Here is a 21,307-nt window from a genome sequence, read left to right as displayed (position 1 = left end):
ACAATTCGCTGTTCACTATGTTCAAGGTCGTTATTCCCGCACGCTACGCATCTACTCGCCTGCCCGGCAAGCCGCTGGCGGATATAGCCGGCAAGCCCATGGTGGTGAGAGTGGCGGAACGGGCGATGCAAAGCGGGGCAGAAGAGGTGTGGATCGCCACTGACCATGACGGCGTCGCCGATGCGGCACGTGACCATGGCTTGAATGTGTGCATGACTTCGCCGGACCATGCCTCCGGCACCGATCGCATCGCCGAAGTGGCTGCACAGCGCGGCTGGGACGAGCACACGCTGGTCGTCAACGTGCAGGGCGATGAACCGCTGATCGATCCCGCCTTGATCGGCGCCGTGGCGAAGCATCTGCATGACCATCAGCTAGCAGCGATTTCCACTGCTTGTCACCGGATTCATGAACGGGACGAGATGTTCAACCCAAATGTGGTAAAAGTGGTGCTGGATCGGGAGAGCTATGCCCTGTATTTCAGCCGTGCACCGATTCCCTATGCACGCGATGCGTTTGCCGCCGATGAATTTCCAGTGGACATGCCGGTGTACCGCCATATCGGTATCTACGCCTATCGCGCCGGGTTTCTCAAGACGTATGCCAGTTTGGCGCCGGCGGCGATTGAACGGTACGAGGCGCTGGAGCAGTTACGTGCCATGTGGCATGGTTACAGGATCAGCGTTGCTGTAACTTCACAGCTGCCGGCAGCAGGGGTGGATACGGCGGAAGACCTGGAGCGAGTGCGCAGTCTGTTCAGGACAGGGGCAAAATAATAACGGGCTTATCTCTTTATAAAAAAAATTAAATGTGCAGCGTAAGCTAATTGCAATAACCTTGACTGTAAGTTAGAAAAACAAGATATTCTTATCCGCAATGGTATCAGCACTTCAATAAAATTCAGGAGGTAGACAATGCGTATGATTCTTCTCGGTGGTCCGGGAGCCGGTAAAGGTACACAGGCCAACTATATCAAGGAAAAGTTTGGCATTTCGCAGATTTCTACCGGCGACATGTTGCGTGCCCACGTCAAGGCAGGCTCGGAGTTGGGCGTGGCCGCCAAGAAAATCATGGATGCAGGCGGTCTGGTATCCGATGACATCATTATCGGCATGGTGAAAGAACGCCTGACCCAGGATGATTGCAAGAACGGCTACCTGTTTGACGGCTTTCCACGCACCATTCCCCAGGCTGAGGCCATGAAGGCAGCCGGCGTGCCGATTGATTACGTGGTCGAAATCGACGTGGCTGACGAGGAAATCGTCAAGCGCATGTCGGGCCGTCGCGTGCACGTGGCTTCCGGCCGCACCTACCACGTCGTGTTCAACCCGCCAAAAGTGGCCGGCAAGGATGACGAGACGGGTGAAGACCTGATCCAGCGTGACGACGATAAGGAAGAAACGGTCAAGAAGCGTCTGGACATCTACCACGCCCAGACCGAGCCGCTGGTCAAGTACTACTCCGACTGGTCCGTATCTGGTGCGGCTGGCGCACCCAAGTGCGTGAAGATCGCCGGCGTCGGCAAAGTGGATCAGATCCGCGACGCCATTTTTGCGGCGCTGAAATAAAACTCTGGCTGTGATGAAGAAAAGAGCAAGCGTCCCGGACATCACCAGCGCCCAGCTGTGGGTGGTGGAAACCGCGGTCAAGGAGCGTTTTGGTGCCGGTGTGGTCGAGGTCCAGGTGGCGGATTCCGATATTCGCCTTGACCCTGCCGACCGCGAAGTGACTTCCTGTCCGACGCTGTACTGGACCGACGGTACGGCGCATTTTGTGATTTTCAAGGTTGGGGACGGCCTTTATCGCAGCCAGTTTTTCTATTCCAAAAGAGAGCAGTATGGCACCGGCCGCCGCGAATACGATGATCTGGCGGAATGCGTGTCTCTATTATTGAAAATGGAAGCGGACCAACGCAGTACCAGGTCCGCCTGAAACGAAAACATTTGGAGGATGGGATGGCAAAAAAGAATGCGTTTTATGCTCAATCTGGCGGTGTGACAGCCGTCATCAATGCTTCCGCCTGTGGCGTGATTGAAACCGCGCGCAAACACAAGGACGTTATTGGCAAGGTTTATGCCGGTCGCAACGGTATCATCGGTGCACTGACCGAAGACCTGATCGACACCTCAAAGGAATCAGCGGAAGCGATTGCCGCCCTGCGTCATACGCCATCTGGCGCTTTTGGGTCCTGCCGGTTCAAGCTCAAGTCGCTGGAGGCCAACAAGCGCGAATATGAGCGCCTGATCGAAGTATTCAAGGCACACAATATCGGCTACTTCTTCTATAACGGTGGCGGTGATTCAGCCGATACCTGTTTCAAGGTTTCCCAGCTGTCCGAAGCCATGGGTTATCCGATCCAGGCCATCCATGTTCCCAAGACTGTCGACAATGATTTGCCGATCACCGATTGCTGCCCGGGTTTCGGGTCTGTCGCTAAATACATCGCCGTATCCACCCTTGAGGCTTCATTTGATGTCAAGTCCATGGCAAAAACATCCACCAAGGTGTTTGTCATCGAGGTGATGGGGCGCCACGCTGGCTGGATCGCTGCTGCGGGCGGCCTGGTGGAAGATCATGGCATTCCAGTGGTGATCCTGTTCCCTGAAGTGGAATTCGATCAGAAGAAGTTCCTTGCCAAAGTGGATGAAAACGTCAAACAGCATGGTTTCTGCACCATCGTGGTATCAGAGGGCTGTCACTACCCGGACGGCAAGTTCCTTGCCGAGCAGGGCACTCGCGATGCCTTCGGTCATGCCCAGCTGGGTGGAGCTGCGCCAGTGGTGGCTAATATGATCAAGGATGCTTTGGGCTACAAGTTCCACTGGGCGGTAGCGGATTACCTGCAGCGTGCCGCGCGGCATATCGCTTCCAAGACCGACGTCAAGCAGGCTTACCAGCTTGGCAAGGCAGCCGTGGAGCTGGCCGCCAAGGGGCGCAACTCGGTGATGCCGACGGTGCAGCGTCTTTCCGATTCGCCATACAAATACAAGATCGGCGTGGCTGATCTCAAGGACGTGGCGAACGTCGAGAAATTCATGCCCAAGGATTTCATTACCAAGGATGGCTTTGGCATTACTGCGAAGTGCAAGCGTTACCTTGCACCACTGATTCAGGGAGAAGATTACCCGCCGTACAAGGATGGTCTGCCTGACTATGTGACACTCAAGAACGTGGCTGTCGCCAAGAAGCTACCGGAGTTCAAGTTGTAATGGTTGGCCGTGACGCTTGACCGGGCACGTCAGCTTCTCACGATTCAGACCAGTTTTGCTGGTGGTTACAATGCCAATTCAGCCAAACTGGTCTTGTCGGAGGTGCAGAAGGAGCACGGTCAGGTAGCGGTGGACCAGTTGGTCCGCGAGATGCAATTGGATCGGGTGTTTGGCTTTGAGCCAGGCGACCGTTTCGAAAGCGGTATGTTGGTGAAAAGCTGAAAGCAAGAATCCGAAAAGGATCGGTAGGTTGTAAAACTATAAAAACAGGGTCTAACCGCGGGCCAGGCAGGCCGCGGGATGATCAACGGGGGCGTAGGGCCAGCCCGGATTGGCCTAGTAATATCAGCAAGAAGGGATGGTCATCATGTCAGTCGGTCTTTTGTTTGCGCTAGTTTGTGCGGGTGCGGCGCTCCTGTACGGAGCGGTTTCAATAAAGTGGATTCTGGGGTTGCCAACCGGTAACGACCGCATGCGGGAAATTGCAGCGGCGGTACAGGAAGGTGCTTCAGCGTACCTGAATCGGCAGTACACCACGATTGGTGTCGTTGGCGTAATTCTTCTCGTGGCCATTTTTGTGGCTTTGGGCTGGCAGACTGCGGTCGGCTTTGCGCTTGGTGCAATCCTGTCGGGCCTGACTGGCTTTATCGGCATGAACGTCTCGGTGCGCGCCAACGTGCGTACTGCAGAAGCCGCCAAGGATGGCATTAACGCCGCGTTGAACGTTGCCTTCAAGGGCGGCGCGATTACCGGCATGCTGGTGGTGGGCCTGGGTCTTCTGGGTGTGGCCGGTTACTACGCTTTCCTGACTCTCGGTGTGGGTTCCAGTGCCACTGAGGCGACTCATTCACTGGTGGGTCTGGCCTTCGGTAGCTCGCTGATCTCCATCTTCGCCCGGCTCGGTGGCGGTATCTTCACCAAGGGCGCTGACGTCGGCGCTGACCTGGTGGGTAAGGTCGAAGCCGGCATCCCTGAGGACGACCCCCGTAACCCTGCCGTGATCGCCGATAACGTGGGCGACAACGTGGGCGACTGCGCGGGTATGGCAGCCGACCTGTTCGAAACCTACGCCGTGACCATTATCGCCACCATGGTGCTGGGTGGTCTGATGATTACCGGCTCTCCTGAAGCGGTGATCTATCCGCTGGTGCTGGGCGGTGTCTCGATCATCGCGTCGATTATCGGTACCTTCTTCGTCAAGACGCAGCCGGGCGCCAAAATCATGAACGCGCTGTACAAAGGCCTGATCGTGTCTGGCTTGCTGGCGGTGGTCGCTTTCTACCCCGTGACCACCATGATTCTGGGTGAAGGCGTGATGATCGACGGCAAGTTGGTAACGTCGATGAACCTGTATCTGGCCTCCCTGATTGGTTTGGCATTGACTGCCGCGCTGGTGTGGATTACTGAATACTACACGGCAACCGAGTTCAGCCCGGTGCGTCACATCGCGGAAGCTTCTACCACCGGTCATGGCACCAACGTGATCGCCGGCCTGGGCGTGTCGATGAAATCCACCGCCGCTCCCGTGTTGGCAGTATGTGCCGCCATTGGCGGCGCCTATGCCCTGGGTGGCCTGTACGGTATCGCCATTGCAGCGACTTCCATGCTGTCCATGGCCGGGATTATCGTGGCGCTTGATGCATACGGCCCGATCACCGATAACGCTGGTGGTATCGCGGAAATGGCCGGTTTGCCGGATGATATCCGCAACATCACTGATCCACTCGATGCAGTTGGCAACACCACCAAGGCCGTGACCAAGGGCTACGCAATTGGTTCCGCCGGTCTGGCTGCGCTGGTGCTGTTCGCCGACTACACGCACTCGATCAATGCTCATGCGCTCCTGATTGACCCTCTGGCCAAGGCGATGACCTTCGACCTGTCCAATCACATGGTTATCATTGGATTGTTCATCGGCGGCATGGTGCCTTACCTGTTCGCTGCCATGGGAATGGAAGCCGTGGGCCGTGCTGCTGGCTCCGTGGTGGTCGAAGTGCGCCGCCAGTTCAAGGAAATTCCGGGCATCATGGCAGGAACGGCCAAGCCTGACTATTCCAAGGCAGTGGATATGCTGACCAAGGCGGCGATCAAGGAAATGATTGTTCCTTCTCTTCTGCCGGTTGCTGTCCCCCTCATAGTTGGTCTGACCCTGGGTGCGCAAGCTCTGGGTGGTGTGCTGATCGGTACCATTATCACCGGAATTTTCGTGGCAATTTCCATGACTACCGGTGGTGGCGCCTGGGATAATGCCAAGAAATACATCGAGGAAGGCAATTTCGGCGGCAAAGGCTCCGAAGCCCACAAGGCTGCGGTGACCGGCGACACCGTAGGTGATCCATACAAGGATACGGCAGGCCCGGCGGTGAACCCGCTGATCAAGATCATTAACATCGTTGCACTGATGATCGTGCCGCTGATCTGATCAATGTAATATCTCTGGAAGAAGGGCGGGGAAACCCGCCCTTTTTTATTTATTGTCGCACCTCGGATCTGGGGAATAGAATCACTTGATGCAATAGCGGTGTCAGACTGACTTGCTGTTCTGGCTAGTTCCACCTATGGATAAATAAGGGAAAGATAGGCATGGAGGGGGTAAGGAATAAATGAAAAGAAATGTCACGCCGGCCAACAAGGAAAGAGTGATGCGCGAAGACGATTTCATCGTCTCGAAAACCGACCTCAAGGGGCGCATTACCTACGGTAACCGTATCTTCATTGAGTTTTCAGGTTACACGGAGCAGGAACTACTGGGGTCGCAGCACAACATCATTCGCCATCCGGACATGCCGCGCGCGGTGTTCAAACTCTTGTGGGACAGGCTGGCACTGAGGCAGGAGGTATTCGCTTATGTGAAAAACATGTCAAAGGATGGCGGGTTTTATTGGGTTTTTGCCCATGTCACGCCATCCTATGACCAGAATGGCAACGTGATCGGCTATCTTTCGGTGCGGCGCAAACCCAGGCCCGATGTCATCCCGGCCGTGGCCGATTTGTACCGGGCCATGCTGGCAGAAGAGGCCAGGGCAGGGGCGCGCGATGCCATGGCGGCATCGGGAAGCATTTTGAACCAAATACTTGTGGAGAAAGGGGTCGGCTATGACGAATTTATCCTTACCCTCTAAGCTGAAACTGCCACCGCTCATTTTTGCTGGATTGCTCGTGCTGGCAACGCTTGGCGCCTGGCTGCAAATGCCCTGGCTGTCAGTCGTTGCGCTGGCCGTGGGAGTGGTGCTGAGCGTGCTGCAATGGCGCCAATCCAGTGCCATGCTGGCAACCCTGGAGCAACTGCGGGAAATCAGCAATGATGTCGGACGCGGCTTCTTTGACCAGCGCTTCACCAGCATTACCAGCAAAGACCGGCTGGGGGAGCTGTGCTGGAACATCAACGATATGCTGGATCAGCTGGAAACTTTTTTTCGCGAGGTCGATTCGTCCTTCAAGTCTTCAAGTGAAGCGCGTTATTTCCGCAAGGCTATGCCTGCCGGCCTGCATGGGACTTTCCGTACCGCGTTGGAAAACATCAATGTTTCTCTTGGTGCAATGAAAGAGAATGCCCAGCATGCCATGCGCAATGTGATGACTTCCCGGTTGTCCGAGCTGAACAACCGTAATCTGCTGAATAATCTGGTGACCAATCAGCGCGACCTCAAAATCGTTTGTGACCGTATGCAGGAGGTCACCGATATTTCGCGCCAGACCGCACGAGACGTGGCGGAAAGCCAGTCTTCGGTGCAAACACTGGTCAGCGCCATGACTCGGATTTCAACCATGATCGATCATACCAACACCACTATTGCCCAGCTCAATTCGCGAGGCGAAGCAGTATCGCGTGCGGTCAAACTGATTACCAGCATAGCTGATCAGACCAATCTGCTGGCGCTCAATGCTGCCATTGAAGCGGCGCGTGCCGGTGAGGCCGGGCGAGGTTTTGCAGTGGTGGCAGACGAAGTGAGGAAACTGGCGGAAAACACCAAGCATGCCTCTTCCGAGATTGGCGTGGTGATGCAGGCGCTGACCCGGGAAGCCGCGACCATGCTGGATGAGGCTGGCTCCATGAAGAATGTTGCGGATAGCTCGCGCGGTATTATTGGCGAAGTCGAACAGAGGTTCTCGCGGTTTGCCGACTCCGCGCTTACCACGGAAAGTAATGTCACCTATGCGCAGGACATCAGTTTTGCCTCACTGGTCAAGATCGATCATGTGGTTTACAAACAGCGGGCCTACCGCGTGATTGCGGAGGGTACGCAGGCAGAAGTGGTGACTGCGGTGAGCGTGGATCACCACAACTGCCGCCTCGGGAAATGGTATGAAGGCATGGGCAGGGAGCAGTTTGGCGCCTCGCCTGGCTACGCCAGACTTGAGCCGGTGCATGCCGAGGTCCACAATGCCGCCCACCGGGCGATCGCGCTGGTCGAGCAGGGATGGGAGCATGATGCCGAAGTGCAGAATCGTATTTTTGACACCTTCAAGGCCATGGAAGATGCCAGCAGCAAAGTCATGGAAGGCATGGATAGCATGGTGGTGGAAAAATACGGACGCGAGAAGGCATGAGCCACAACGAAAATGCTACATCGGCTATAATCCCCATCTTTTTGGAGCGACGTCATGAATCTTGACCGCGTCAAGTCCGGCAATGATTTGCCCAATGATTTCAACGTGATTATCGAAATTCCCATGCATGGGGACCCCATCAAGTATGAAGTGGACAAGGATACCGGGGCCATGTTCGTTGATCGCTTCATGTCCACTGCAATGCATTACCCCTGCAACTATGGCTATATCCCTCATACCCTGTCTGATGATGGGGATCCGGTCGACGTGCTGGTGATCACCCCGGTGCCGCTGATTACTGGCGTGGTGGTGCGTTGCCGCCCGGTGGGCATGCTCAAGATGGAGGATGAGGCGGGGATAGATGCCAAGCTTTTGGCGGTACCGATCGACAAGCTGTGCAATATCTACCGCAACGTTGAATCTCCGCGCGATCTGCCGGAGTGGACTACCTCCCAGATTACGCATTTCTTCCAGCACTACAAGGATCTTGAGCTTGGAAAATGGGTCAAGGTGCAGGACTGGGTAGGGGCGGATGAGGCCAAGAAGGAAATTCTGGACGGCGTGTCGCGCTACCAGAATGCCGCCGAAAAACCGATGTTTTAACTTCCGTGAGGAGTGAGACGTGAGGGGTTAGGCGTGTTGGCGGGTTTCCCCTTACGCCTAACCCCTAACTCCTCACGAATAAATATGAAAATCTGCATTATTTCCGACAGTCACGATAACCGCAATCTCATGGCCGCCGCAGTTGAGGCGGCCAAGGCCCGTGGGGCAGAGGCGGTGATCCACTGTGGCGACGTGGTGGCTCCGCACACCCTGAAGTCGCTGCTGAAATTCGGCCTGCCGGTACATGTTATCTATGGCAATAACACGGGTGATCTTTTTACCATGTCCAAACTGGCCGCAGAGCCAGACAGCCTGATCCGCTTCTATGGCCAGGATGCAGGCATCAATCTGTGTGGGCGCAACATTTTCATTGTCCACTACCCGCACTATGCCCGAGCGCTGGCCACCACTGGTGACTGGGATCTGGTTTGCTGCGGCCACGATCACAAGGCCTCCATTCAGACTGTGCCGACCATCAAGGGTGGCCATAGCTGGTATGTCAATCCGGGCACGGTGGGTGGGGTGGGTGCGCCAGCAACATACGTGCTGGGTGATCTGGGGACGATGCAGTTCGACATTTACGACGTCGCCCTCGAAGAACCGGCACCTCCGGAACCTGTTTAGCCCTCATCACAAATCTGGCAGTCAACGGCCGGATAATCCTGACTGCTTTAGGTCAATTTACCCCCTCTATTCTGTTATAAGAAGATTCAATCAAGCCAGCCGGGTGGTTTGATGGATTGAGGTGGCGATTGAGAGTAACATTGCGGGGCTTGAAACCTAATGCAAAAGGCACCGGCCATTAGGGCCGGTGTGAGTCAGTATCCGTGATGGAGGAAGACCTGATGACGGAAGTCGTTGCAACCAACCAGACCATTCTGGTCGTAGGCGGTGGCATCAGCGGTATGACAGCGGCGCTCGAAGCGGCTGAATGCGGCAAGGAAGTGGTGCTGATCGAAAAGAATCCGGCTCTGGGCGGGCGTGTGTCCCAGCTCTACCGTTATTTCCCCAAGCTGTGCCATCCCACCTGTGGACTGGAAATCAACCAGCGCCGCGTCAAGCAGAACAAGCGTATTCGCGTGCTGACCATGGCCGAGGTGACCGGTATTACGGGTTCCCCTGGGGATTACACAGCCAGCGTAAAGATTGCGCCGCGCTACGTGAATGAAAACTGTACCGCCTGCGGTGACTGTGGCAATGCTGCGGAAACCATGGTTGACGATGCGTTTAACTACAATCTGGGCAAGGTCAAGGCGGCGTTTCTGCCAAGCCGGATGTCCTATCCTCAGCGTTATGTCGTCGATCCATCCGTGATAGGCACGCCCGAGGCCGACAAGATCAAGGCTGCGTGCAAGTACGATGCCGTGGATCTGTCTATGCAGGAAGAGACAGTGCAGTTCAAGGCCGGCGCCGTGGTATGGGCAACAGGCTGGAAGCCCTATGATGCCAACAAGATTCAGCCCTACGGCTACGACCGCTTTGCTAACGTGATCACCAGTGTCGAGTTCGAGCGTCTTTCCGACCCGCACGGTCCGACCGGTGGCAAGATACTGCGTCCCTCCGATGGCAAGGAAGCCAGGAATGTGGCTTTCATCCAATGCGCCGGTTCGCGCGATGAGAACCATTTGCGCCACTGTTCACGCATTTGTTGCATGGCTTCCCTGAAACAGACCAATTACATGCGTGAGGCCTTCGGCGACGAAGGCAAATCCACCATCTATTACATCGACATTCGCGCGATTGACCGCTTCGAGGATTTTTACCAGAAAGTCCAGGCCGATCCCAATGTGAAGTTCATCAAATCCAAGGTGGCCAGGATTCTTGAAGACAAGGATGGCAACCCGGTGCTGCATGGTGTGGATACCGAAGGTTATCACCGCTATGCGACGCCGCATGATCTGGTGGTGCTGGCGGTGGGGATGGAGCCCTCTGTCAGCGCGGCCAATATTCCTGCTGAAATCGTTAGCGACTCGAGCGGGTTCATCGAACAGGATCAGGCCAACGGTGCCATTTTCGGCGCCGGTTGCGCTGCCAATCCACTGGATGTGAACCGCTCGGTGCAGAGTGCCACGGCGAGTGCATTGCGTGCGATTCAAGTGATTAACCGTGTTGCCAGAGCGGAGGGTTAAACAATGGCGGACATGAAAGTAGCGGCCTACATTTGTCAGGGCTGCGGACTGGGGGAGCGGCTTGATACCGCCGATCTGGCCAAGGTGGCCCAGAAGGAAGGCAAGGCAGCGGTTGTGAAAGAGCATCCTTTCCTGTGTAACGCGGAAGGTGTTGCGATGATCCGCAGCGATATCGACAACGAAGCAGTAACTCATGTGATGGTTGCGGCCTGTTCGCGCCGCGCCAAGACCGAGGCTTTCGGCTTTACGGATGTGGCCGTGTCCCGCGCTAACCTGCGCGAAGGCGTAATCTGGGTTCGGCCGGATGACGAAGCGTCGCGCGAAACTACTCAGGAAATGGCCGCCGACTACGTGCGCATGGGTTGCGCCGAAGTGAAGAAAATGAAGCTGCCAGCTGGCAATCCGGCAGTCGCTACCAACCGTCGCGTGCTGGTGGTAGGTGGTGGTATTTCCGGCATGACCGCAGCGCTGGAGGCTTCAAAAGCTGGTTATCAGGTGGTGCTGGTCGAGAAGAGCGCTGCTCTGGGTGGCTGGGCTGCCAGGTTGTACAAGCGTTCACCTTCCCGCAGCCCCTACGCCGATCCTCAGGACACCGGTGTGGACGAGATGATTGCGGCCATCAATGCCGATAGCAATATCAAGGTTTACACCAACTCCATCACCAGCAAGACAGAAGGCGCACCAGGGCGCTTCAAGGTTGATATCAGCCAGGAAAGCGGTGCCACGGTGACAGAAGACGTGGGCTCGATTATTCAGGCCACTGGTTTCACACTGTACGACGCCAACAAGCTGCCTGAACTGGGCTATGGAAAATCCGCCAACGTGGTGGATCAGGGCGGCCTGGAAGCGCTAGCCAAGGCTGCCAACGGCGGACCCATCAAGCGTCCTTCCGATGGCGGTGAAGTGAAGTCCGTGGTGTTCGTGCAGTGCGCCGGTCAGCGCGACGAAACTGGCACGCACCTGCCGTACTGTTCCGGTTCCTGCTGCCTGACTTCGGTCAAGCAGGCGATGTATTTCAAGGACAGCAATCCTGATATTGACACTGTGGTGGTTTACACCGACTTGCGCATGCCCGGCAACGGCGAGGATTTCTACCGTAGCGGCCAGAACAAGGGTGTGACTTTCACCAAAGGCAAGGTTTCCTCGGTTGAGGCCACTGGCAATACCTGCAAGGTAAATTTCCAGGACCTGATTCTGAACGAGCAGACCGCGATCGAGAATGCCGATCTGGTCGTGCTGGCAACCGGTCAGGTGGCTAACTCGGGCGTCGACGTCGATGCCAAACTCAAAGCGGAAATTGCCGCGGCTGCAGGTGATAGCACGCTACTGGATGCTTACAATGCATCTCAGGCTGAAGGCGCGGTCAAGCCGATTTCCGTGCTCAACCTGACCTATCGGCAGGGCCCTGACGTGCCGCAATTGAAGTACGGCTTCACCGATTCTCACTTCATCTGCTTTCCCTACGAAACCCGCCGTACCGGTATTTATTCCGCCGGTCCGGTGCGCCGTCCGATGGATATCATCCAGGCTACGGAAGATGCCACCGGCGCGGCAATGAAGGCGATCCAGGCGGTGGAGAATGCCGCCGTGGGGCGTGCCGCGCATCCGCGTTCAGGTGATCTGTCCTACCCCATCGTCCGTATTGAAGGCTGCACCCAGTGCAAGCGCTGTACAGTGGAATGCCCGTTCGGCGCCATTGACGAAGATGAAAAACGCTACCCTGTGTTCAACGAAAGCCGTTGCCGCCGTTGCGGTACCTGCATGGGTGCCTGCCCGGTGCGTGTGATTTCCTTCGAAAACTATTCGGTGGATACCGTTGGCTCCCAGCTCAAGGCCGTTGATGTTCCGGACGAGTTCTCAGAGAAACCGCGTATCCTGATTCTGGCGTGCGAAAATGATGCCTACCCCGCGCTCGACATGGCAGCCATGAACCGGGAAGTCTATTCCGCCTGGGTGCGCGTGATTCCGGTACGTTGCCTGGGTTCAGTCAACACCATCTGGATTACCGACGCGCTTAACAGCGGTTACGACGGCGTGATGATGCTGGGTTGCAAGCATGGCGACGATTACCAGTGCCACTTCGTCAAGGGGTCCGAACTGGCCAGCTATCGCATGAGCAAGGTGGGCGACACGCTCCAGGGCATGGGGTTGGAACCCGAGCGCGTTCAAGTCTTTGAGGCTGCGATTACCGACATTGAGCGCTTGCCGAGACTGATCAACGAGTATTCGGATCAAATCGCTGCATTGCCGCCCAGCCCGTTCAAAGGCTTCTAGGAGGAGACAGGAATGAGCATCGAAAAATACACCAGGAACTTCCTCAAGGAAGTCGAAGAACGCGTCGAGGAAGGCCACTGGGTCAAGATGTGCATGCAATGCGGCGTTTGCGCCGGCTCATGCCCTCTTGGCGCACACTGGGAACATACCCCGCAGAAAATCTTCATGATGATCCGGGCCGGCAAGCGTGAGGAAGTGCTGTCATCCGATTCCATGTGGATGTGTACTTCCTGCTATCAGTGCATCGTGCGTTGCCCGCGCAAGCTGCCGATTACTCATATCATGCACGGCCTGGCCTATCTGGCTAAACGTGAAGGTCTGGCGCCCAAGAATCAGCCGACTGCGCAATTCGGACAGCTGTTCTGGGACAACCTGATCAAGACCGGCCGAGTCAACGAGTTGAAACTGAGTCTGGGCATGTATTTCAAGGACGGTTACAGCCAGGGCATCAAGAATGCCATGGCGATGCAAAGCGTCGGCATGGGAATGATGAAAGCCAAGCGCTTGAGCCCGATGGAAATCATGGGTGGTCACGGCGTCAAGGACAAGAGTGGATTCCAGGCCATGCTGAAAAAGGCGCGGGAACTTGAGGACAGCCGCAGGAAACTGGCGTAAGGAGCAAGATACATGGCTAAGAAACAATATTCTTTTTACCCCGGCTGCTCTTCGCAGACCGGCGCATCATCCAGCAACTATCTGACTTCGACCAACTCCATGGTCAATCTGCTGGATGTTGCCTTGAACGAGATTCCTGACTGGAACTGCTGCGGCGCCTCTATCGGCTATGCCGGCGGTGGCGAGTTGCCACGCATTGCCCTGTCGGCGCGTAATATCGCCCTGTCCGAGCAGCACAACCCGGGGCAGGAAATCGTTGCCACCTGCGCAGCCTGCTGGCTTGCTACCCGCGAAGCCAAGGAGCGCCTGGATCACAGCAGTTCCCTGCTGGCGGAAACCAATGAAGCGCTCAAGGAAGCCGGCCTGATATTCAAGAACGAAGCGCCTCCTGCCCGTCACATGGTGGAAGTGCTGATCGAGGACATCGGCTATGAAACCCTCAAGAGTGGCGTGAAGAAACCCCTGGAAGGCATCAAGTTCGCCGGTTATGTGGGATGCCAGACCAACCGTCCTTTTGGAATTGATGGCGAATCCTTCGAGAACCCCATGTACCTGGATCGCATGGTTGAATCCATGGGCGGCGAAGCGATTACCAACTACGACCAGAAAGTGACCTGCTGCGGCGGTGCACTGGCATTCTCCGAGCCGGATAAGAGCCAGAAGCAGATTCACGACATCATCGAATCCGCCTACGACCATGGTGCGGACATGATCGTCACGCCTTGCCCGTTGTGCCAGGCCAACGTGGAAATTTACCAGGGCGAAGTGAACAAGCGCTACGGCAAGAAGTTCAACATTCCGGTGACCTACTACAGCCAGCTTATTACCGTGGCCTATGGCGGCAGCAGTAAGGATGCAGCGCTGGACGGCCAGATTATTCGCGCCAGCAAGCTGGAAGATATTGCCAACAGGTAAATCCAGCCGTTCATGATCGAAGGGGGCGCCAGGCGCCCCCTTCTTTTTTGTATCCTGGCTACGATTTCAGGAATAATCCGAAATTTTCAGGAGTAAGCAATGAAGCGCCCAAAAACAACCGATGAATATGTCGATCTGATGCACCAGGCGGTATATGAGGTGGATGAAATCCGTTCCATCATGGACGAGGACTCGGAAGAATTTGCACCATTCCGCCCTTATATCAACCTGCTCGATACCCAGTTGCGCAAGATGTACGAAGACATGCTGAATGGATCGTACAAGTTCGACCCCAATGGTCCCGAACTGCCATTCATGGAAGTGGTGCGCCGCCTGGGCCCTCGCCTGCCTTTCGGTAATCTGCTAAAAATTATCGACGAGACCCACCGCTTTGGTCTGGATGTCGACGGCAGGTAGTTAAAAGGGCAGATCCAGACCGGGTTCAGCTGTCAGCAATACCTGCCGGAATTCATCCTGGATGCGCTTCAGGGCACTTTCGTTATCGCCCTCGAAACGCAGCACGATCACCGGCGTGGTGTTGGATGGGCGCATCAGGCCGAAGCCGTCAGCGTATTCCACGCGCAGGCCATCGAGCGTAATGATTTCATTCGCCGTGGGGAAACGGGCTGTTTCGCGCAACTTTTCGATCAGGGCGTAATGTTCGCCTTCCTTCAGCCAGATCTGTAATTCCGGCGTATTGATGCTGTCCGGCAGGCCGTGCAAGGTTGCGTTGATGTCGGCCTGGCGCGACAGATATTCGAGCAGGCGTGCTCCCGTGTAGAGGCCGTCGTCGAAGCCGTACCAGCGCTCCTTGAAGAATACATGGCCGCTCATTTCGCCCGCCAGCAGGGCGCCCGACTCCTTCATTTTAGCCTTGATCAGGGAGTGACCGGTTTTCCACAGCGTCGGCTTGCCGCCACGAGCACGTATCCAGGCAAACAGGTTGCGCGTGGATTTGACGTCGAAAATGATTTCCGCACCCGGATTGCGGGAGAGGACGTCATCCGCGTACAGCATCAACTGGCGGTCCGGGAAAATGATCTGACCATCCTTGGTGACCACCCCCAGGCGATCTCCATCGCCGTCAAACGCAAGGCCGATTTCAGCATCTGACGTCTTGAGGCGCGCAATCAGATCCTGCAGGTTCTTGGGTACGGAGGGATCCGGATGGTGGTTGGGGAAATTTCCGTCCACTTCACAGTACATTTCTTCCACCTCGCAGCCCATGGCACGGTAGAGCGCAGGCGCGAAGGCACCCGCCACTCCATTGCCGCAGTCCACGATGATCTTCATCGGGCGAGCCAGTTTTACATCGCCGCTGATACGCTGGATGTATTCCTGGGCGATATCGTGCTGGCGGTAGTTGCCGTTGCCGTGGCTCAAGTTGCCTTGCTCGATCCGCATTCTCAGACCCTGAATGGTGTCGCCAGACAATGTTTCACCGGCCAGCACCATTTTCAGCCCGTTGTAGTCGGGCGGATTGTGGCTGCCGGTGACCATCACAGCCGAGTTTGAGTGAAGCTGGTATGCACCGTAATAGGTCATCGGCGTTGCTGCCATGCCGATGTCGATGACGTTGATGCCGCTTTTCTGAATGCCGCGCGCCAGTGCGGCGGACAGGTCCGGTCCAGAGAGCCTGCCATCTCGGCCGATTACGATCTCGCTTTGCTTGCGTGCAATAGCTTCCGAGCCGATGGCGTGGCCAATGGCTTCGACTATTTCCGCTGTGAGCGATTTGCCGATAATGCCGCGGATGTCGTAGGCCTTGAAAATTTCTGCTGGGAGTGACGTCATTGGGAGTTCCGTAATAATGAATTTATTGTTAAAAGCAGCTTGTTGTCCAGGCTGTTCAGGGAATGAAATTGCGGGGGGGCGTGGCGTTAAAGAGTGCCTGCTGGTCCGGTGCGGGATGAATGTCGCCCATGTGGAATCCAAAGCATCCACTCTGACGCTCTGCGACATAGAGCTGTAGCGTCCGGCGCACGGTCGCAAAGGCGATTTCATCCCAGGGCAGGTCCTGTTCGGCAAACAGTTTGACTTCCAGGCTTTCCGTGCCGGCGCCAAAATCCGGCTCCAGCAGGCGCGCGCGGAAGAACAGATGTACCTGGCTGATATGGGGTACGTTGAACAGGCTATAAAGTGCACCGATTTCCACTTTTGCCAGCGCTTCCTCCAGTGTTTCCCGCGCAGCAGCCTGAGCCGTGGTTTCGCTGTTTTCCATAAAGCCCGCGGGCAACGTCCAGAAACCATGGCGCGGTTCGATGGCGCGGCGGCAGAGGAGAATCCTGTCCTCCCATTGCGGAATGCAGCCGATCACCATTTTGGGGTTCTGGTAATGGATGGTATGGCAATGGTCACACACATAGCGCGGCAGGCTGTCGCCTTCAGGGATGCGCAGGCTGACTTTGGCGCCGCAGTGGCTGCAATAATTCATGGCTTGGAATACGGAAATGTCATTCCCCGAACTTACCAAAAAAAAGCCATGGTGGATAGGGATCTTCATGCTGGTTTCAGGGTTTAAAGCGCTGCACCGCTTTTCTGAGTATGGGGAGCCAGGCGGCATGTCGTTGCCCGTAGCGCAGCGTGACATAAAGCCGGGTGATCTGCCTGATCTGGCGTGCCAGTTCGGGTCTTGTGCGTGATGCTCTGGCGGCAAAATCCACAGCACCTTCGCTAGAGGCGCGAACAATGCCCCGGCGCGCCAGTTTGGCGCAGAATTTTTGATAAGCGGCCAGCACAGGGTCGATGGCCTGGCGAGATGCGCGCCAAAGCATCCAGAATGAAATTCCCAGCAGGATTGAAGCAAGTCCGCCGAGCATCGCCAGCGTCATGTTCTGCCACGAACCCAGCCCCTGATGGAAGCTGGACAGGAAGCGCATTTGCCGTTCCTGGTTGTAGCCCAGCACCCACTGATTCCAGTTGTTGTTGAGCAGGTCCAGGGAAAGCCGCATGCGCATCAGCCATGCCGTATCCAGTTGCATCAGGGCAGGGGGCAGTTCAGCAGCGGGCAGGGCGCTGGCAATGCCGGTCTCGATTCGGCTCGGCGACACCGCTGCCGTGGGATCTATCCGTACCCATCCTTCTCCATCGAGCCATATTTCGGTCCATGCGTGGGCGTCGGATTGACGCACGATCATGTAATCGCCCATGGGATTGGGTTCGCCGCCCTGGTAGCCGGTCACCACCCGGGCCGGAATGCCTGCCGCACGCATCAGAAACACAAAAGAACCGGCGTAATGTTCGCAAAATCCGCGCCGGGATCCGAAGATAAAATCATCCACTGCTTGCTCGCCGAGCAGGGGTGGATTGAGCGTATAAAAAAAGTTTTCCTCGCGGAACATCTTCAATGCCTGCTGTGCGATGGCACGCGGTGATTCAAGGCTGGTGCGCCACTGTGCGGCAAGCTGCATTGCCCCGGGATTGCCGCCGGGCAGACTCAGGGCACGTTCCCATGCATCATCGGCAAGATTTTCACCGAGACGATAGGAGGGATAGGAAGTCAGGCTGTAGCGTATGCGCTGGTGCAGCGGGCTTGGCGCCAGAATCTGGAAGTCGGCGGAAGCAGTGCTGCCGGGTGGAAGTCCGGCGGGCAGGTCGAGAGCGAACAGCCAGCGCTGGTCGTGTGGCTCCAGCGTGATTGCATAGCTGATTGGCTTGCCCAGCGGGAGGAACTGGGCAGTACCGGCAGGTGGTTTATTCCGGGTTGACCAGGTTCTGCCGTCGTAATCCCACAACACCGGGCCACGCCAGTAACGCTGCGAGTTGTCCGGAAGCGGGCCATCGAATTTGACGCGAAAAGCCACCGCATCGGAGCGGATCAACCGGCTGATGGCGCCGGGACTCATTGAGTCCGACAGGCCGGACAGGCCGGAATAGGCGTCCTTGGGCAGTCCCCACAATGGCCCGACGCGGGGAAAGAACACGAATAGCACCAGCATGAGCGGAATGGCCTGAAGCAGCATGACGCCGGCGAGGCGTAGCCTGGGGCGGAAAGTAAAGCGCTCCAGTGGATGGTTATAGCCGATCATGGTGGCAGTGGTGATCAGAACCACCAGCAGCAGATAGAGCGCGGTCGGGATGCTCTGCGAATAGAAGAAATGGGTGATCAGCAGAAAATAACTCAGGAAAATCACTACCATGGTGTCGCGCAGGGTTTTCATTTCCATCAGTTTAAGCGCGATCATGACCACCAGCAGGGCAACCCCCGCATCGCGTCCAAACAGGGTGTGGTAATGGGCAAATATGCCTGCCGTGGCAGCGAAAGCAGTCAATATCAGCAGCCACTTTCGCGGCAGAACGCCGTGTGTGCGCATGATGCCAAAACGCCACAACCCCATGGCAAGACAGATTGGCCCAACCCATAGCGGCAGACGCTCCAGGTGAGGCGCCGTGGCAAGCGCCAGCGAGAGCAGCAGCCAGAGCAGATTGGTCATGGCGAAATCCCGAACAGGGCCAGCGCTTGCAGGCAGCGGCGCATCTGCTCCTGCCCGTGGGCGGGAGGGTGCTGCTGGCCCGGAAGTTTGAGGCCGTAACGCAGTCCGGCGCGATCTGCATCCAGCACCCAGCGCGTGAGCCTGGACAGTCTGGCTTCAATATCCATGCCGGGCAAGCTATCCCAGTCCAGCCAGATTTCCTGCGCTGCTTCACCGGAAAACTGCTTGGTCAGCATGCCACGCTCCTGCGCCACCGCCTTCCACGCGACATGGCGTAATCCATCGCCCGGCCGGTAATTGCGCAGGCCGCTGAAATCTTCCTGTCCTTCACCCTGTGACCACCCCTGCTGCAGTTCCGTAGCACTTACAGGAAGCGGCACCGTTTCAGCCGCAGGGCGGGGATAAACCAGGCAGCTCATGTCCAGATTGAGGTGGCACCAGACCCGTAACAGGCCGAGGGGGAAAGTGGAAAACAGGCTGAAGCTACCCGCGTGCAGCAGTCCGCGCTGCATGGTTGGAATGTGGAATTCGAAGTTGGCATGTTGCCCGTCTGCAATATCGCAGTAAGCAATGGGACTTTCTCGGCGGCTCAGGCCGATGGCAAAGCGAGGTTGGGCGGAGAGGGTGTCAAGCCGGAGGTGAAAGCACGCCTCCTGTCCGGCAAATACCGGCTCGGATTTGGCTGTGCTGATTCTGAGTTGCGCCAGGTTGCGGTAAGTATGGAGAATTGACACCACTGCCAGGCTGGCAAGCAGAAAAGTAAGTACAAAACCCATGCTGTTGGCGTAATTGATGGAGCCGAGCAACATGACCAGCAGCATCAGCGCATAAGTCAGACCGTGACGGGTGGGCAGGATATACAGCCGCCGCTGGGTTAACGTGACTGGCCCGGCCTCCTGGGCGGGTCGAAGCACCCTCTCCAGAAATGCGGGGCGAGGCAACTTTGCCCTGTCCAACAAAGCCATGGCGCTCAGGGAATGGGGACAGAAGCCAGCAGATGCTGCGCCAGCGCGGCGCCGCTTTCTCCGGCAAACTCCGCGCCAGGCCGCAGACGGTGCCCGGCCACGGCGGGCAGGATGGCTTGTACGTCTTCCGGCAGAACTTCTCCTCGCCCATCGCTGAATGCCCACGCCTGGGCAGCATGCAGCAGTGCCAGCCCGGCGCGGGGCGAAAGGCCATTCTGGAAGCGAGGCGTCTGGCGCGTGAAATGGATCAGCGCCTGAACATAGTCAAGCAAGGCATCCGATACGAACACTTGCGTGACGCCCTGCTGCAGAGCGGAAAGCTCCTGCGGGGCAAGGCCGGGCTGCAACTGCACCAGCAGTTCGCGCCTGTCCTTGCCCTGTAGCAGGGCGCGCTCGGCCTTGCTGTCCGGGTAGCCCAGCTCGATGCGCATCAGGAAACGGTCCAGCTGGGACTCCGGCAGGGGAAAGGTGCCGATCTGGTAAGCCGGGTTCTGGGTGGCGATGACGAAGAACGGCTCCGGCAACTGCCGGGTGATGCCTTCCGCCGTTACCTGGTGCTCCTCCATGGCCTCCAGCAGCGCGCTTTGGGCTTTGGGTGTGGCGCGGTTGACCTCGTCGGCAAGGATCAGTTGTGCAAAGATCGGGCCGGGGTGAAACTTGAAGCTGGCGCTATCGCGTTCATAGATGGATACGCCCAGGATATCCGCAGGCAGCAGATCGCTGGTGAACTGAATGCGCTGGAAATGCAGCCCCAGCGTTTTGGCCAGTACATGCGCCAGCGTGGTTTTTCCCACCCCGGGCAAGTCCTCGATCAGCAGATGGCCACGCGCCAGCAGGCAGGAGAGCGCTAAGCGAATCTGGGTTTCCTTGCCCAGAATGATCTGTCCGGCTTGAGCGGCGATACGCTCGATGATCGGGTTCATGGCGTGCCTGCAAATGACTTGTATCGGAATGATTGTAACCGATGGCGCCGCCAGCGAGGATGGTGATCAGAAAAGAGCCGGCAGCCAGTTTAGCGGAGCTGCGGCTGCCTGTCTGTTACCAGGCAATACCCTTGCTGCCTGGGTGCTCGCCGCGCTTGATGGCGTTTACGGCTTCGGCTGCGGATTTGACGGCGATCCCGCGCGGGCAGAAAAAATCATCGAAGAGCATGTGGTGCTGGCGGTTGACATCCTTGTAGCGAATATCTTCCCACTTGGTATTGCGTGCCTTGCCCCAGCTGCCGTCATTGCGGCCGAAGGCGTAGCGTTTCAGTTCACCCGAACTGCAGCGCATGCCCTCGTAGCTGATGTTGTTGGCGCCAGCAGCTGATTTGACCACCAGGGTGTACCGCACCACCTTGTCTTCGCCAAGCGTTACTGACGCACTGTCTATAAAAAAACGGTTGTCTGTTGATGCGCTGACATAGAAAGGCAGGAGGTTCTCCGGTTTTGGCGCAGGCGGGAGTTGGGCTTCCATTTCCACCCAGGGCTTTTCCTCGAAATCATGTTCGAATTTGCCCCAGCTTGACTGGTCAAATACGGCAGCCAGCGATGTGGCAGGCAGCAGGCAAAGAAGAAGAAGTCGCTTTTTCATGAGTTTCCCTGGAATTAAAAAAACCCCGCGCGCTTGTG

The 21,307-nt window shown here is 56.9% G+C and carries 21 protein-coding genes; 15 read left to right on the top strand and 6 right to left on the bottom strand.

Annotation, left to right across the window (positions count from 1 at the left end; genetic code table 11):
- The first annotated feature begins 17 nt into the window (after nucleotides 1-17).
- The 15 genes from kdsB to WC392_11375 all read left to right on the top strand — a co-directional run bounded on the left by kdsB (nucleotide 18) and on the right by WC392_11375 (nucleotide 14,713).
- A complete protein-coding gene (kdsB, locus tag WC392_11445; protein ID MFA5242977.1) occupies nucleotides 18-776 on the top strand; it encodes a 3-deoxy-manno-octulosonate cytidylyltransferase in 759 nt (252 codons plus the stop codon).
- A 138-nt stretch (nucleotides 777-914) separates the two neighbouring features.
- Nucleotides 915-1,568, top strand: coding sequence for an adenylate kinase (gene adk / locus WC392_11440; protein ID MFA5242976.1), 654 nt, complete (start codon nucleotides 915-917; stop codon nucleotides 1,566-1,568).
- Nucleotides 1,569-1,581: 13 nt separating this feature from the next.
- Nucleotides 1,582-1,932 (top strand): hypothetical protein, encoded by a 351-nt coding sequence (locus tag WC392_11435; protein MFA5242975.1) that lies wholly within the window; start codon nucleotides 1,582-1,584, stop codon nucleotides 1,930-1,932.
- A gap of 23 nt (nucleotides 1,933-1,955) precedes the next feature.
- Complete coding sequence (locus WC392_11430; GenBank protein MFA5242974.1) at nucleotides 1,956-3,209, top strand: 6-phosphofructokinase; 1,254 nt, start codon at nucleotides 1,956-1,958, stop codon at nucleotides 3,207-3,209.
- Nucleotides 3,210-3,218: 9 nt separating this feature from the next.
- Complete coding sequence (locus WC392_11425; GenBank protein ID MFA5242973.1) at nucleotides 3,219-3,431, top strand: hypothetical protein; 213 nt, start codon at nucleotides 3,219-3,221, stop codon at nucleotides 3,429-3,431.
- A 145-nt stretch (nucleotides 3,432-3,576) separates the two neighbouring features.
- On the top strand, nucleotides 3,577-5,631 hold the full coding sequence (locus tag WC392_11420; protein MFA5242972.1) for a sodium-translocating pyrophosphatase: 2,055 nt from the start codon (nucleotides 3,577-3,579) through the stop codon (nucleotides 5,629-5,631).
- 181 nt (nucleotides 5,632-5,812) lie between these two features.
- Nucleotides 5,813-6,331, top strand: coding sequence for a PAS domain-containing protein (locus tag WC392_11415; GenBank protein ID MFA5242971.1), 519 nt, complete (start codon nucleotides 5,813-5,815; stop codon nucleotides 6,329-6,331).
- Nucleotides 6,332-6,368: 37 nt separating this feature from the next.
- Nucleotides 6,369-7,760: a methyl-accepting chemotaxis protein gene (locus WC392_11410; GenBank protein ID MFA5242970.1), complete on the top strand. Its 1,392-nt coding sequence runs from the start codon at nucleotides 6,369-6,371 to the stop codon at nucleotides 7,758-7,760.
- Between the two features lie 54 nt (nucleotides 7,761-7,814).
- Nucleotides 7,815-8,363 carry an inorganic diphosphatase gene (gene ppa / locus WC392_11405; GenBank protein ID MFA5242969.1) on the top strand — a complete coding sequence of 183 codons (549 nt, stop codon included), beginning with the start codon at nucleotides 7,815-7,817 and terminating at the stop codon, nucleotides 8,361-8,363.
- 84 nt (nucleotides 8,364-8,447) lie between these two features.
- Nucleotides 8,448-8,987, top strand: coding sequence for a YfcE family phosphodiesterase (locus WC392_11400; protein ID MFA5242968.1), 540 nt, complete (start codon nucleotides 8,448-8,450; stop codon nucleotides 8,985-8,987).
- A gap of 221 nt (nucleotides 8,988-9,208) precedes the next feature.
- Entirely contained in the window at nucleotides 9,209-10,492 is a 1,284-nt protein-coding gene (locus WC392_11395; protein MFA5242967.1) for an FAD-dependent oxidoreductase, read from the top strand.
- 3 nt (nucleotides 10,493-10,495) lie between these two features.
- A complete protein-coding gene (locus WC392_11390) occupies nucleotides 10,496-12,766 on the top strand; it encodes an FAD-dependent oxidoreductase (protein ID MFA5242966.1) in 2,271 nt (756 codons plus the stop codon).
- Nucleotides 12,767-12,778: 12 nt separating this feature from the next.
- The gene (locus WC392_11385; protein ID MFA5242965.1) at nucleotides 12,779-13,381 is read left to right on the top strand and encodes a 4Fe-4S dicluster domain-containing protein; all 603 of its coding nucleotides are present in this window, start codon (nucleotides 12,779-12,781) and stop codon (nucleotides 13,379-13,381) included.
- Nucleotides 13,382-13,393: 12 nt separating this feature from the next.
- The gene (locus WC392_11380) at nucleotides 13,394-14,296 is read left to right on the top strand and encodes a CoB--CoM heterodisulfide reductase iron-sulfur subunit B family protein (protein MFA5242964.1); all 903 of its coding nucleotides are present in this window, start codon (nucleotides 13,394-13,396) and stop codon (nucleotides 14,294-14,296) included.
- Between the two features lie 99 nt (nucleotides 14,297-14,395).
- Complete coding sequence (locus WC392_11375) at nucleotides 14,396-14,713, top strand: hypothetical protein (protein ID MFA5242963.1); 318 nt, start codon at nucleotides 14,396-14,398, stop codon at nucleotides 14,711-14,713.
- Here the strand turns inward: WC392_11375 and WC392_11370 are convergent, their stop codons facing one another.
- The 6 genes from WC392_11370 to WC392_11345 all read right to left on the bottom strand — a co-directional run bounded on the left by WC392_11370 (nucleotide 14,714) and on the right by WC392_11345 (nucleotide 21,269).
- Nucleotides 14,714-16,090: a phosphomannomutase/phosphoglucomutase gene (locus WC392_11370; GenBank protein ID MFA5242962.1), complete on the bottom strand. Its 1,377-nt coding sequence runs from the start codon at nucleotides 16,088-16,090 to the stop codon at nucleotides 14,714-14,716.
- Nucleotides 16,091-16,145: 55 nt separating this feature from the next.
- Nucleotides 16,146-16,730 carry an NUDIX hydrolase gene (locus WC392_11365; protein ID MFA5242961.1) on the bottom strand — a complete coding sequence of 195 codons (585 nt, stop codon included), beginning with the start codon at nucleotides 16,728-16,730 and terminating at the stop codon, nucleotides 16,146-16,148.
- Between the two features lie 76 nt (nucleotides 16,731-16,806).
- On the bottom strand, nucleotides 16,807-18,729 hold the full coding sequence (locus WC392_11360) for a DUF3488 and transglutaminase-like domain-containing protein (GenBank protein ID MFA5242960.1): 1,923 nt from the start codon (nucleotides 18,727-18,729) through the stop codon (nucleotides 16,807-16,809).
- Entirely contained in the window at nucleotides 18,726-19,643 is a 918-nt protein-coding gene (locus WC392_11355) for a DUF58 domain-containing protein (GenBank protein MFA5242959.1), read from the bottom strand. Before WC392_11355 ends, WC392_11360 begins: the two co-directional genes overlap by 4 nt.
- Nucleotides 19,644-19,699: 56 nt before the next feature.
- On the bottom strand, nucleotides 19,700-20,617 hold the full coding sequence (locus WC392_11350) for a MoxR family ATPase (protein MFA5242958.1): 918 nt from the start codon (nucleotides 20,615-20,617) through the stop codon (nucleotides 19,700-19,702).
- A gap of 115 nt (nucleotides 20,618-20,732) precedes the next feature.
- The gene (locus WC392_11345) at nucleotides 20,733-21,269 is read right to left on the bottom strand and encodes a CNP1-like family protein (protein MFA5242957.1); all 537 of its coding nucleotides are present in this window, start codon (nucleotides 21,267-21,269) and stop codon (nucleotides 20,733-20,735) included.
- Between the last annotated feature and the right edge of the window lie 38 nt (nucleotides 21,270-21,307).

Origin of the sequence: Sulfuricella sp. (assembly GCA_041651995.1) — a bacterium.
Taxonomy (GTDB): Bacteria; Pseudomonadota; Gammaproteobacteria; order Burkholderiales; family Sulfuricellaceae; genus Sulfurimicrobium.
Note: the sequence above shows the minus strand (reverse complement) of the source record. Positions and strands in the feature narration are given on the sequence as shown.